Annotated in this window: 11 protein-coding genes; 4 read left to right on the top strand and 7 right to left on the bottom strand. The window is 70.7% G+C overall.

What is annotated here, in order from left to right:
- Nucleotides 1-8: 8 nt before the first annotated feature.
- The 7 genes from IE325_RS06005 to IE325_RS05975 form a co-directional block, all read right to left on the bottom strand.
- On the bottom strand, nucleotides 9-1,409 hold the full coding sequence (locus tag IE325_RS06005) for an NAD(P)/FAD-dependent oxidoreductase (RefSeq protein ID WP_190068658.1): 1,401 nt from the start codon (nucleotides 1,407-1,409) through the stop codon (nucleotides 9-11).
- Nucleotides 1,410-1,437: 28 nt separating this feature from the next.
- Nucleotides 1,438-2,625 carry an MAB_1171c family putative transporter gene (locus IE325_RS06000; RefSeq protein ID WP_190068657.1) on the bottom strand — a complete coding sequence of 396 codons (1,188 nt, stop codon included), beginning with the start codon at nucleotides 2,623-2,625 and terminating at the stop codon, nucleotides 1,438-1,440.
- Nucleotides 2,622-3,815: an MAB_1171c family putative transporter gene (locus IE325_RS05995; RefSeq protein ID WP_190068656.1), complete on the bottom strand. Its 1,194-nt coding sequence runs from the start codon at nucleotides 3,813-3,815 to the stop codon at nucleotides 2,622-2,624. The genes IE325_RS06000 and IE325_RS05995 overlap by 4 nt, the downstream gene beginning before the upstream one ends.
- Complete coding sequence (locus tag IE325_RS05990; RefSeq protein WP_190068655.1) at nucleotides 3,812-4,312, bottom strand: toxin; 501 nt, start codon at nucleotides 4,310-4,312, stop codon at nucleotides 3,812-3,814. Before IE325_RS05990 ends, IE325_RS05995 begins: the two co-directional genes overlap by 4 nt.
- Nucleotides 4,313-4,454: 142 nt before the next feature.
- Nucleotides 4,455-5,045, bottom strand: a complete 591-nt coding sequence (locus IE325_RS05985) for an XRE family transcriptional regulator (RefSeq protein WP_190068654.1) — start codon at nucleotides 5,043-5,045, stop codon at nucleotides 4,455-4,457.
- Between the two features lie 364 nt (nucleotides 5,046-5,409).
- Nucleotides 5,410-6,642 carry a DUF6545 domain-containing protein gene (locus IE325_RS05980; protein ID WP_190068653.1) on the bottom strand — a complete coding sequence of 411 codons (1,233 nt, stop codon included), beginning with the start codon at nucleotides 6,640-6,642 and terminating at the stop codon, nucleotides 5,410-5,412.
- A complete protein-coding gene (locus IE325_RS05975) occupies nucleotides 6,639-7,262 on the bottom strand; it encodes a toxin-antitoxin system, toxin component family protein (RefSeq protein ID WP_190068652.1) in 624 nt (207 codons plus the stop codon). Before IE325_RS05975 ends, IE325_RS05980 begins: the two co-directional genes overlap by 4 nt.
- Nucleotides 7,263-7,458: 196 nt before the next feature.
- Between IE325_RS05975 and IE325_RS05970 the strand changes: the two genes are divergently transcribed.
- The 4 genes from IE325_RS05970 to arfA all read left to right on the top strand — a co-directional run bounded on the left by IE325_RS05970 (nucleotide 7,459) and on the right by arfA (nucleotide 12,233).
- Nucleotides 7,459-8,814 carry an extracellular solute-binding protein gene (locus IE325_RS05970; RefSeq protein ID WP_190068651.1) on the top strand — a complete coding sequence of 452 codons (1,356 nt, stop codon included), beginning with the start codon at nucleotides 7,459-7,461 and terminating at the stop codon, nucleotides 8,812-8,814.
- On the top strand, nucleotides 8,811-9,752 hold the full coding sequence (locus IE325_RS05965; RefSeq protein WP_190068650.1) for a carbohydrate ABC transporter permease: 942 nt from the start codon (nucleotides 8,811-8,813) through the stop codon (nucleotides 9,750-9,752). Before IE325_RS05970 ends, IE325_RS05965 begins: the two co-directional genes overlap by 4 nt.
- Nucleotides 9,749-10,582, top strand: a complete 834-nt coding sequence (locus IE325_RS05960; RefSeq protein ID WP_190068649.1) for a carbohydrate ABC transporter permease — start codon at nucleotides 9,749-9,751, stop codon at nucleotides 10,580-10,582. The genes IE325_RS05965 and IE325_RS05960 overlap by 4 nt, the downstream gene beginning before the upstream one ends.
- A 142-nt stretch (nucleotides 10,583-10,724) precedes the next feature.
- Nucleotides 10,725-12,233, top strand: coding sequence for an arabinosylfuranosidase ArfA (arfA, locus tag IE325_RS05955; RefSeq protein ID WP_190068648.1), 1,509 nt, complete (start codon nucleotides 10,725-10,727; stop codon nucleotides 12,231-12,233).
- Nucleotides 12,234-12,358 lie beyond the last annotated feature (125 nt).

The following is a 12,358-nucleotide window of genomic DNA, read 5'->3' as shown; positions in this document are numbered from 1 at the left end:
GGGGGCCTTCACGCCCCCGTCCGGTCCAGCCCCCGCAGGATCTCCCGCTCCTCCTTCGTCAGCGGCGCCCCCACCGCCGGTGGCAGCGGCGGTCCGCTCAGCGTCGCCAGGACCGTCGACGGGCGCAGCAGCCGCGCCGGGCCCGTCGTCATGCTCGTCACGTCCCAGACCGCCGACGCCGCCGTGTAGGAGCCGGTCGCCGTACGGATCATGCGGCGCGTGTACGCCGTGACCAGGCGGTCCGCGACGCCGGGCGAGCCGCCCCGGGTCCCGGGGTACCAGACGTCCTGGCTCACCGCCATCGTCCACGCCCCCTCCACCGACCGCGCCGCCGCCCGCTGCACCCGCCGCGCCAGACCGGTCCCGGTCAGCCCCGTCCGCCCCAGCTCCCGGCTGAGCACCTGCGCGCCCATCGCCGCCACCGACATGCCCTGGCCGTACGTCGGGTTGAAGGTGGCCAGCGCGTCACCGAGGACGATGAAGCGCTCGGGCCATTCACGGGTCTTCTCCAGGTACCGCCGGTGGTTGCTGGTGCTGTGGCTGACATGGACGTCGGTGAGCGGCTCGGCACCGGAGACCAGCCTGCCGACGATCGGGTCGGGCAGTTCCAGGGCGTAGCGCAGGAAGGCGTCCGGGTCCGAAGGTGGCTCACCGCCGCCGCGGGTGCCCGCGAGGCTCACCATCCAGCGGTCGCCCTCGATGGGCAGCATCATCCCGCTGCGGCCGGGCCCGCCGCTGTACGGATCGGCCTGCACCAGGGTGAGCGGGAAGCGCCCGGCGCCCTCAGGGGTGCGGTAGAGGCGGGTGGCGTTCACGAGGCCCGCGTCGACCGACCTCTCGCGGACATCCGAAATGCCCAGTCCCGCCAGCCACTTGACGACCCGTGAGCCGCGCCCGCTCGCGTCCACCACGAAATCGGCCGCCAGCTCCTCCTCGCCGGCCGCGGTCGCCACCCGCACCCCGGTGACCCGCTCCCGCGAGCCCATCAGCTCCAGCGCCTTCGCCTTACGGATCTCCACATCGGTGTTGGCCAGCACCGCGACCCGTATCGCCCAGTCCAGCAGCGCCCGCGTGCACGTCATCATCCGCGGCCCGGGATGCCGCCAGCGCCGGAACCAGCCCTCGGGGGTGAGCGCCAACATGCCCATCCCGAGCGGAATCTCCTGCGCGCCGGCCGCCAGCAGATGCCCGCGCATGCTCACGCCCGGCACCAGATCCTCCATCGCGGCAAGCCCACCGGCCATGAGGAGATGCGCGTGCCGCCCCTGGGGCAGCCCCTTGCGATGCTCCGGCCCGTCGGGAAGGTCGTCCCGGTCGAGTACGACGACCGAGTCGGCGACGGAGGACAGCGCCGCCGCGGCCAGCATGCCGGCAAGCCCCGCACCTATGACGACAGCTCTACGCGACATGGGGCTCCTAGCAGGACTTCGCGGCACTTCAGAAGGCCCTAACCGTACCTTCACGCATCGTGGCCGGAATATCCGTACCCCCCAACGCCTGCGCCAACTCCACCAGTCCACCCGCCCCGGACACCTCCGTGGCATGCAGCCGATACGCGCTGACCGTCTCCAGCGGCTCCTCCCGGGCCGCGGCCCGCCGCACGGCCGCGCCCACCATGGCCGCCTCGGCGAGCAGCCGGGCCTCGTGCGTCGACCGGCCCTCGGCCAGCGCGGCGCCCCGCGCCCGCTCCCGCACCCGGTCGTCGAAGTAGGGAGCCAGCGCCAACAGGGCGTCATGGATGGCCACTTCACGGTAGTGAAGACGCTCCGCGGGCGACTGCCACCAGGAGGACGGCGGCTTGGGTGCCGTGGAGACGAACCCCACCCGCAGCCACAGCGGGTCAAGGCGCCGGTGGTCCCGCAGCCCGCGCCAGTGCGCCACGGCGGCCGGCAGCAGGCGCGGCAGCACGAACCCGACGGAACAGATCAGCGCGGCCAGCGCGGCCATCGGCGGGGCCACCTGGGTGGAGAGGAAATCCAGGTCATGGCCGGTCCAACGGGCCACCACGGCCGTGTACTTGGCGAACTGGAACCCCACCAGGTCCAGCACGGCGCCCACGAAGATCAGCCACAGCCCCGCCCTGAGCAGCCCGGTGACCTCCCGGCCCCACCGCACGCACACCACCGCCATCGCCACGATGGCCGCGCTGTGCCCGAGCAGATACAGCACGATCATCTCGCGCATGCCGGGGGTGTTCGCGTAGTAGGTGTCCAGGTCGGTCAGCCGCTCCACCCGCGCGTCCGCCAGCGTGAACAGCACCACGATGGCGACGATCAGCGGGGCGTACACGGCGATGCTGCGCAGCACCAGCCGCCGTACCTGTTCGCGGGGCCCGCCCCGCCAGTTGATCAGCAGGATCAGCAGCGAGCAGCTGTACGCCGAGAGCAGTCCGTACGTCAGCGGCGCGCCGAAGTTCGGGACGCCGGTGAGGTCGTTGACGGCGGCCAGGGTCATCGGCGCCGAGCACAGGAACACCACGGCGCCGAGCGTGATCGCCACGCAGGTGGACACGGTGAGCGCGTTGCGCAGGGCGGAAGGTCTGACGGGGGTCGTGCGGGGGCGGCGGAACAGTACGGCGGCGGACAGCGCGAGGACGGCGGCCGCGAGATAGACGACGAGACTCATACGGGGGAGCTCCGTTCCGCCGGTGCCGCCGCCCGGTGCACGAGCGGCGAGGTGACGAGCGCGTCCGCGATCCGTACGAGGGCGTCGGGCTCGGGCGCCCGCTGCTGGAACCACGCCGACTCGCCCTCGGCCGAGAAGTGGTGGCCCGGGGGCGGTCCGGTCCGGTCCGAACGGCACTCCCTGGCCGCCGCCGCGATCACCGCCGCCCAGGCCGTCGCCGACGCCCGCTCCGGATCGCCCGTCGAGAGCAGGGCGGCGTCGTGCGTCGCGTCGTACAACTCCCGGTCGAGATGGGCGTCCAGGTGGCTGAGGGCGTTGTGGATGCTGGTCTGGCGCCAGATCAGGCGGGTCACGGGGGAGGACCAGCGCGGGCGGGGCAGGCGCAGCCGGCGGCGGGCGAGGATGTCGTCCAGTTCCTGTTCCAGGGGTGCGAGGCGCAGGTATGTCCGGCGGGCCCGGCGCCACTCGGCCGACCGGGGTCCGGCCAGCGGTATCAGCACGCCTGCCACCGTCAGCAGGGCGGCGGAGCCCGCGGCGGCCTGGGCGCCCGCCGTGCCCAGCGTCGCCCAGTCGCGCCCGGTCCAGCGGGCGACCACCGCCACGAGCTTGGACACGCTGTACCCGGCGCCGCACACCGCCCCGGCGCCCAGCGTGATCAGCCCCGCGCGCAGCGAGCCGCGCACCTCGCGGGCCCAGCGCAGCGCCGAGCGGGCGGTGACGGTGACCGCGGTGAGATGCCCGGCGAGATAGAGCAGGATCATCTCGCGCAGATACGGCGTCGTCGCGTAGTAGGTGTCCAGGTCCTCACGGCGCTCCACCGAGGCCTCGCCCAGCACGAACAGCACCACGATGCACAGCACCACCCCGGCGTAGGCGACTACCCAGCGGCGGGCGGTGCGGCGCGCGCCCGGCCCGCCGCGCCACAGGGCGACCAGGATCTGGGAGGCGGCGCCGTAGGCGGTGATCGCCGCGTACGTCAGCGGGGCGGCGAGGTTGGGGACGCCGCTGAGGCGGTTGACCGCGCCGACCGTGGGCGGGGAGCCGAGGAAGAAGCAGAGACCGGCCAGGCCCAGCACCGCACACAGGGCGCGCAGATACGGGTCGTGGCGGTGGCGGAGCAGGTCCGGGGCCCGCACCAGCAGACCGAGCCACAGCGCCGCGCAACTGACGTAGGCGATCAGGCCGTTCATCTGCGGGTCCCGCGGTGGTTGAGCGCGGCCCCGATCCGTCCGGCGAGATCCTCGGTGTCGCCGCCGGCCGCGAACACCGAGTCCGCCGAGGCCTCCAGCCAGGTGCGCAGCCGGCGGCCCATCAGCATGCCGAAGCGGTCCGCCTCCTGCTCGTCGGCGAGGGTGAAGTCGGTGCGCGCGGCGGCGGCCTGCGGGCCCGCGCCGGGGGCGCCCCGCTCGTGCATGTGCCACACCTCATGGCAGAAGATCACGATCTGGTGCCATACGGCGGCCCGCTTGTCGACGATGACATCGTCGTGGGACTCGCGCTCCAGCCACAGCCCGCTGGCCGTGTGCGGCGGAAACACCTCGCGGTGCACGACGATGGGACGTCCGCGCCACTGGATCGCCGAGTCGACGACCGCCTGGAACAGGGCCTCGGGTTCCGCGGGAACGGGCACACGGATGGGGTCGATGAGGGCGTCGGCGAGGCGACGCATCTCCCTGTTCGTACGCACGGTTCTCCCCGTGGCCGCTGGACGTTCGACCCTGAGCAATATGCCAAGCCGTCCGTCGCCTCAGCCACCTCCTGCCCCCGCCGTCGGCCAGGGTTGGCCGAAACCGAGCCGCAGACGGCCGCGCGGAGCTCTCAGAGAGTACTCAAAGGTCGTCGTCCTCCGACGAGTTCCGTTCCGTGATCATCTCCGCCCATTCGGCCAGCGCCTGGAGCTTGCGCGGCGACATATGCGGCGCGCGTCTGGCCAGCCGGTAGAAGCCGGGGGTGCGCAGCGGCGCCAAGGGGTCGGCCTTGGCCTCCAGGTCTCCCAGCACCGGCTGGAGCGCGGTGTGCAGCGCCTCCGCCTCGTCGGCGGTGAAGAAGCCCGCGGGCAGGGCGAAGTGGCGGCGGATCCGGTCGGCGTGCTCCAGGCTGGGCAGTCCGCTTCTGCGCCACTCGCTCAGCCACTGTCTGCTGGTGCCCGCGATTTTGGCCAGTTCGTCGAGGGAGTAGCGCTTGCCGTCGGGGCGGCGCCGGGTCTCGCGCAGGAAGTCCAGCCGCTGCCGGACGCGGTCCTCCAGGTTCGTCTCCGGCACCTCGCGCCCGGCGAGCAGGGCGGTGACGGTCTGCACGGGGACGCCGGTGGTGTACGACAGCCCGGCCACGTCCAGCACATCGGCCAGCCGGCCCGGCTGTCCGGTCAACTCCTCAAGACGCTCGCGCAGTTCGGCGAGGGAAGTGTGGGCGTCTCTCACCGAGGTCTCCCCGTTCTCCCGGTCGTGGCTGGGCTGAGCGGAGCGTATCGGGTCGCCCGGGTGGCGGCCAGCCGTGGGTGGCAGGAATAACTGCCCTGTTTCGCAGGGATGGTTGACAGTGCAGCTCACCCCGAGCAATGATCACGTCACGGAAAGACGCATTCCGTATCCGCTCCGAATGCGTTGTTCCGGCGTAGGACTTCCGGCCGCGCGCCCGCCTCTTGTCGCGGTCGGATGAGGCCGGGGCCTGCCTCGACGGGGGACGCGAGCACCGCCTGCTCGCCGTCTGCGGGGCGAGCCCCGGCCAGACACGGGGGTGTTCCGGGCGCTGCCTTGGGGGAGTGGCGCCCGGGGCCCGCCCCGGTCAGTTGGGGACCGGCACGCCGTCCGGCCGGACCCCCGCCGCCCGCTCCCGTACGGCCCGGATGTCCTCGGCGTCGCGCAGCGCCCGCGACATGGCGCCGATGTCCCGCAGCAGATCCGTGGTGTCGGTGTCGCCCGTGCCGTCGCCCTCCCGCGCCGCGTCCCTGGCGTCGACGGCGTCCAGCACCGCCACCGCGCCGGCGAGCGCCTTCGCGCGGTCCGGCGGAAGACCGAGGGCGAGGGCCGCGTCGTAGGAGCGGGCGCGCCGCTCCTCGTCGACGAACCGGGCCAGCGGCAGCAGGACGTCGCGGATGAACGTCTCCCGCCGGATCAGCCGCAGCTCCGGGGCGGCGCGCAGCACGAGGGGCACGCCATCGCCGTTGACGCTCTTCATCAGCTGGTACAGCGGCCGCAGTTCGCGGTGGGCGAGCCGCAGGCGCCAGCGGTCGTGCAGATACTGGCCGGCGTGCGGAAGGATGAAGCCCACCGCGACCAGCACGGCGGACAGACAGGCCAGCGGCGGTGCCACGGCCGTGCTCAGCCAGTCCAGGTTCCGGCCGGACCAGCGGGCCGCGATGGCGGTGAGCTTGGCGGCGTCGAAGGCGAGCTGGAGGGTGTAGCCGACGCCGAGGCACTTCAGGCCCCAGCGCAGCCAGGCGTCGAGTCCGTCGGTGCGGATCCAGTTCCAGATCAGCCAGTTGGTGATCAGCGCGGCCGTGGTGTGCGCGAGGAGATAGAGCACGATCATCTCGCGCATGTACGGGGTGTTGGCGTAGTACGTGTCCATGTCCCGCAGCCGCTCCACGGGCACGTCCGCCAGCGCGAACAGCACCCAGATCGCGGCGATCACACCGCAGTAGACGGCGATGACCCCGCGCATGGCACGGCGGGTGCGCAGGGAGCGGTCGGACAGGCCGTTGCGCCAGGTGATGATCAGCAGGAGGCAGGACGCGCAGAACGCGGTGAGCAGGGAGTACACCCACGGTCCCGAGAAGTTCGAGATCCCGGTGAGCCGGTTGACCCGGGCGATCGTCGACGGCGCCACGAACACGAACACCGAGCAGGCGAGCAGCAGCAGCCCGCCGACCGCGCGCAGCAGCGGGTCGTTCCACAGCCGGATGATGCTGGGCAGCTTGATGCCCAGGGCGGCGGCCAGGATCCCGGCGGGGATCCACCAGAAGTTCGGGTAGAACTCGTTGACGAACTCGACGGGCGTCAACGCGAGCGCCGTCATGGTGCCGTACTCCTCCTCCGGCCGCGGTAGCCGAGCGAGCGCTGTACGGGGTCCAGGGGCGGCTCCGCACGGCCCCGGCCCGTCAGCAGCGGCCGGAACGCCGTCGCCAGCCGGTGCCCGAAGTCGTCGGCCTCGGCCTCGTCCCGCTGCCGTGAGCCGTTGCGCGCGGCCACCGCGAGGGCCGTGTCGCGCCAGCCGGAACTGCCCGCGAGCGCATGCGCGTGGGCGACCGCCGAGCCGTCCGTGTGGTCATGGCGGTGCCCGGCGTGCATGTGCCACAGCTCATGGCCGAGGACGACCAGTTGCTGCACGGCCTCGGCGCGTTCCTCGACGATGACCAGATCGAAGTCCTGGAACTCCACCCACAGTCCGGTCACTTCGATCTCGTCGGGGAACCGCTCGAACCGCAGCTCCACGGGCCGCCCGTCGCGCCGCGCGCTCATCTCCGCGCACAGCGCCCGGCACAACTCGCCCACATCGGCCGGGGGGTGGGGTCTGGCACGTACGGCCGCGCTCAGATCGGAGGCCAGGTCGCGCATCCCGGAAGCGGCGTGCGAGCGCCGTAGCCGCAATGCCGAAGCGACCCGGGCCGCCTTCTCGCGCGCGCCCGCCATGTCCATCGCACCCCCTGTTCCCCCGCCGTTCGGCGAGCCGTTCGAGCCTACGCGTGAACGACCTCCACCGCCCGGATTCATGCACAAGGCATTGACTAGAAAGCGCTTCCATCCTACGGTCCCGTCCGAAGTTACGTGCACAATTCGATATCTCGAACAGCTTGGTAAGCCTCGAACCCGTCTCGAATCGTAAGGGCAGGCAATGGGACGACCTGGCCTGAATCGCAGGCAACTTCTGGCCACCGCGGGCGGCATCACGGTCGCCGGCAGCTTCGGCTTCGCCGCACTCGGCACCGGCGCCGACGCGCTGGCCTCCAGCGCCGACACCCGGGTGCGCTACTGGAACCTGTTCAGCGGCGGCGACGGCTCCAACATGATCGCGATGCTGGACGCCTTCCGCGCCGCGAACCCCGACATCGACGTGAAGGACTCCACCCTCCAGTGGGGCAACCCCTTCTACACCAAGCTCGCCATGGCCGCCGCCGGCAACCGCGCCCCGGACCTCGGCGTCATGCACCTCGGCCGGGTCCCCGGCTTCTCACCCGGCCGCCTCCTGGACCCCTGGGACGTCGGCCTGCTCGCCCGGTACGGCGTACGGGAAGCCGACTTCGACCCCGCCCTCTGGCAGCGCGGCGTCATCGACGGCCAGCTCTACGCCCTCCCGCTCGACATCCACGTCCAGCTCTGCTTCTACCGCAAGGACGTGCTGAAGAAGGCGGGTCTGCTGGGCTCGGACGGCCGGATCGTGCCGGTCACCTCCACCGACGACTGGTTCGCCGTGCTGAAGGAGGCGAAGAAGGCCACCAAGAAGGGCCTGCAGACCATCGGCCTGTGGGTCAACGACCAGAACTTCCAGTGGTGGTTCTTCGTCGCCTTCTACACCCAGCTCGGCGGCACCTGGTTCGACGCCGCCCAGCGCCGGGTCACCTTCGACACCGACAAGGCCGTCCAGGTCCTGGAGTTCCTGCGCCGGCACATCACCGACGGATACGCCGACCCGGCCCTGGGCTCCGTCAACGCCGAACAGTTCGTCAACGGCGCCCCCTTCGCCTGGGAGGGCAACTGGTCGGTGCCGGTCTACTCCGGCGCGAAGCTGGACTACGGCGCGATCCCGCTGCCGCCCGTCTTCGGCGAGCAGGCCACCCACGCCGAGTCCCACTCCTTCGTCCTGCCCCACCAGTCCGACCGCGGCGGCGGCACGAACGAGGCGGCCCACCGGCTCGCCGCCTACGTCGTCACCCACGCCCAGCAGTGGGCGGCCGGCGGCCACATCCCCGCCTACACGCCGACCCTGTCCACACCGGCGTACAAGAAGCTCGACCCGCAGAGCGAGTACGTCTCCGCGATGACCCACCAGGCCACCGAGCCGAAGGTGTGGTTCGCGGGCTCCACCGGCATCCTCGCCCAGCGGATCGGCCCGATCGTCGTCTCCTCCACGCTGGGCTCCGCCAAGCCGGACACGGTGGCCCGCCGGATGAAGAGCGAGCTGGCCACGCTGCTCGCGATGAAGAACCCCATGGACGGCAGGACCGCCGCACAGGGAGGTACGGCCGCATGACCACCAGTGCCCAGACGGTCTTCGCACCGGCCCGCGCCACCACCGCCGCCGACAGTGCCACCCTCCGCCGCAAACAGGGCTTCCAGCACGGCGGCTGGTTCGTGGCGCCCTTCCTGGTCCTGTTCACCCTGTTCGTGATCTGGCCCCTGCTGCGCGGCGTCTACCTCAGCTTCACCGACGCCAACATCTCGGGCGACGGCGCGAGCTTCGTAGGCCTCGACAACTACCGCGAGGCCCTCGACGACCCCCTGATGTGGGACGCGCTGGGCCACAGCGCCTACTTCACGCTCCTCGTCGTCCCCTGCATCACGGTCCTCGCCTTCCTCCTCGCGATGCTGGCCCACCACATAGAGCGCGGGAAGTGGCTGTGGCGGCTGTGTTTCTTCGCCCCCTTCCTGCTCCCCTCCACCGTCGCGGGCAACCTGTGGCAGTGGCTGTTCAACCCCGGCACGGGAATGATCAACCACGTCTTCGGCATCGAGACCCCGTGGCTGACCGACAAGTCCTACGCGATGCTCGCCATCGTCATCACGACCCTGTGGTGGACGGTCGGCTTCAGCTTCCTGCTCTACCTCGCCGCGCTCCAGTCCATCCCCGACCACCTCTACGAGGCTGCCAAGCTCGACGGCGCGAACGCCTGGCACCGCATGGTCCACATCACCCTGCCGATGCTCCGCAACATCACCGGCCTCGTCATCGCCCTGCAGATCCTCGCCTCGCTCCAGGTCTTCGACCAGGCGGTCGTGATGCTGGACTTCGGACCAGGACCGGAGAACGCGACCCGCACCTTCGTGCAGTACACCCTCGAAGAGGGCTTCACCAGCTACCGCGTGGGCTACGCCTCCGCGATCTCCATCATCTTCTTCGTGCTCATCGCGGCCGTCGCCCTCGCCCGGATGTGGCTGCTGCGCAACCGTGAGGAGGGCGCCGCCCGATGACGACCAAGGCATGGACCCCCAGCCAGATCATCCTCACCCTCCTCGCCACGGCCGTCTCGCTCGTCTTCCTCTCCCCCTTCGCCTGGGCCCTGTTCACCTCCCTGAAGTCGGAGACCGAGGCGGTCGAGGTGCCCCCGCACTGGCTGCCGGAGAACTGGACGGGCCAGGCGTGGACGGCCCTGTTCGAGACGGGCAACATCACGAACTGGTTCGTGAACTCCCTCGTCGTCTCGGTGTGCGTGACGTCCGTGGTCCTGCTGGTGAGCGCCCTCGCCGGATACGGCTTCGCCCGCACCGAGTTCCGCGGCAAGGGCGTGCTGATGGGCGTGGTCATGGCGGGCCTGATGATCTCCCCGGCGGTGCTCGGTGTACCGCTGTTCACCACGGTCCAGCAGATGGGGATGGTCGACACCTACTGGGGCATGATCCTCCCCCAGTGCGCGCCCGCCGCGATGGTCTACATCCTCTACAAGTTCTTCCAGGGCGTCCCACGCGAACTGGAGGAGGCCGCGTTCATCGACGGCGCGGGCCGCTGGCGGGTCTTCTTCACGATCGTCGTGCCACTCGCCCGCCCTTCGCTGGCGGCGGTGGGCATCTTCACCTTCATCGCGTCGTGGAACAACTTCCTGTGGCCGTACATGGTGACGAACAACCCGGACCTGATGACCATGCCGAACGGCATCGCGACGGTGATGAATTCCTACGGCATCCAGTGGGCTCAGTTGATGGCCGGGGGATTGATGGCGGGCTTGCCGCTGATCGTGGTCTTCGTGTTCTTCCAGAGGCAGATAGTGGCGGGAGTGGCCCATACGGGCTTGGCCGGCCAATAGACCCTTGTCAGGGCAGCGCCCTGCTTTGTCTTTCAGGGGCGCGGGGCTGTGTCAATTTGCGGCTCCGCCGCGTGGGCGCGCTCAGCCCCCACAAACCCGCACCCGCCAGCGAAACAAGTACCACCCACCCCGAAAGGCGCACATGCACACCGCCCGCTTCACCCTCGACCCGGCCTTCACCATCGCCGAGGTCAACCCCCGACTCTTCGGCAGCTTCGTGGAACACCTGGGCCGCTGCGTCTACACCGGCATCTTCGAACCCGACCACCCCACCGCGGACGACAAGGGCCTACGCCAGGACGTCCTCGACCTGGTCCGCGAACTCGGCGTCACCGCGATCCGCTACCCGGGCGGCAACTTCGTGTCGGGCTACAAGTGGGAGGACTCGGTCGGCCCCGCGGCGGAGCGCCCCCGTCGCCTCGACCTCGCTTGGCACTCGACGGAGTCCAACCGTTTCGGCCTCTCCGAATACATCGACTTCCTCCGCAAGGTCGGCCCTCAGGCCGAACCCATGATGGCCGTGAACCTCGGCACACGCGGCGTGGCGGAAGCCCTGGAACTCCAGGAATACGCCAACCACCCCGAAGGCACGACCCTCTCCGACAAGCGCGTCTCGCACGGCGACAAGGACCCCTTCGGCATCAAACTCTGGTGCCTCGGCAACGAGATGGACGGCCCCTGGCAGACCGGCCACAAGACGGCCGAGGAATACGGCAGGGTCGCCGCCGAGACGGCCCGCGCGATGCGCCAGATCGACCCGAAGGTGGAACTCGTCGCCTGCGGTTCCTCCAGCCAGTCGATGCCGACGTTCGCCGAATGGGAGGCGACGGTCCTGAAGGAGACGTACGACCTGGTCGACTACGTCTCTCTCCACGCGTACTACTGGCCGGAGAACGGCGACATCGACTCCTTCCTGGCCTCGGCCGTGGACATGGAGTCCTTCATCGAGAACGTCGTCGCGACCGCGGACCACGTCGGCGCCCGCCTCAAGTCCAAGAAGAAGATCAACCTCTCCTTCGACGAGTGGAACGTCTGGTACCTGCCCGAGTGGGAGGAGCACGCGCAGTCGGTCACCGACTGGCCGGAGGCCCCGCGCCTGCTCGAGGACAACTACAGCGTCATGGATGCCGTCGTCTTCGGCTCGCTGCTGATCGCGCTGCTCCGGCACGCCGACCGCGTCACCGTCGCCTGCCTCGCGCAGCTCGTGAACGTCATCGCCCCGATCATGACCGAACCGGGCGGCCCGGCCTGGCGCCAGACGACGTTCTTCCCCTTCGCCCAGGCGTCGCGGTACGGCCGCGGCCAGGTCCTGGACGTGCGCGTGGACTCCCCGACGTACGAGACGAAGAAGTACGGCGAGGCCGACCTGCTGCACGCCACCGCCGTACGCGCCGACGACGGCACGGTCACCGTCTTCGCCGTCAACCGCGGCCGCACCGAGGCCCTCCCGCTCGAAGTCGCCCTGAACGGGCTTGACCTGACGGACGTCGTCGAGCACAGCGTCCTCGCGGACGCCGACCCGGACGCCCGCAACACCCTCGACGACCCCGAGCGCGTCACCCCGCACCGGGCCGAGGGCACCGCGCTGACGGACGGCCGCCTCACCGCCGTACTGGAACCGATGTCCTGGAACGTGATCCGGCTGGCCTGAGCCGGGCGTCCGGTGCCCGGGGTCACGTACTTACGTGATGCCGGGCACCGTATACGCGTTCACGGGATGGGCAGGTCCCGGTCTCCCGCCATGATCGTCGAGGCGGCGGTGAAGGAGTGCCGTCA

It is taken from the genome of Streptomyces lanatus, from assembly GCF_014655715.1.
Taxonomy (GTDB): domain Bacteria; phylum Actinomycetota; class Actinomycetes; order Streptomycetales; family Streptomycetaceae; genus Streptomyces; species Streptomyces lanatus.
This window is presented reverse-complemented; position numbering and strand designations above follow the sequence as displayed.

Bases quoted from the DNA above. Each gene is read 5' to 3' on its own strand.
- arfA (WP_190068648.1), top strand. From the start codon at position 10,725: ATGCACACCGCCCGCTTCACCCTCGACCCGGCCTTCACCATCGCCGAG.
- IE325_RS05960 (WP_190068649.1), top strand. From the start codon at position 9,749: ATGACGACCAAGGCATGGACCCCCAGCCAGATCATCCTCACCCTCCTC.
- IE325_RS06000 (WP_190068657.1), bottom strand. From the start codon at position 2,625: ATGAGTCTCGTCGTCTATCTCGCGGCCGCCGTCCTCGCGCTGTCCGCC.
- IE325_RS06005 (WP_190068658.1), bottom strand. From the start codon at position 1,409: ATGTCGCGTAGAGCTGTCGTCATAGGTGCGGGGCTTGCCGGCATGCTG.
- IE325_RS05970 (WP_190068651.1), top strand. From the start codon at position 7,459: ATGGGACGACCTGGCCTGAATCGCAGGCAACTTCTGGCCACCGCGGGC.
- IE325_RS05995 (WP_190068656.1), bottom strand. From the start codon at position 3,815: ATGAACGGCCTGATCGCCTACGTCAGTTGCGCGGCGCTGTGGCTCGGT.
- IE325_RS05965 (WP_190068650.1), top strand. From the start codon at position 8,811: ATGACCACCAGTGCCCAGACGGTCTTCGCACCGGCCCGCGCCACCACC.
- IE325_RS05975 (WP_190068652.1), bottom strand. From the start codon at position 7,262: ATGGACATGGCGGGCGCGCGCGAGAAGGCGGCCCGGGTCGCTTCGGCA.
- IE325_RS05980 (WP_190068653.1), bottom strand. From the start codon at position 6,642: ATGACGGCGCTCGCGTTGACGCCCGTCGAGTTCGTCAACGAGTTCTAC.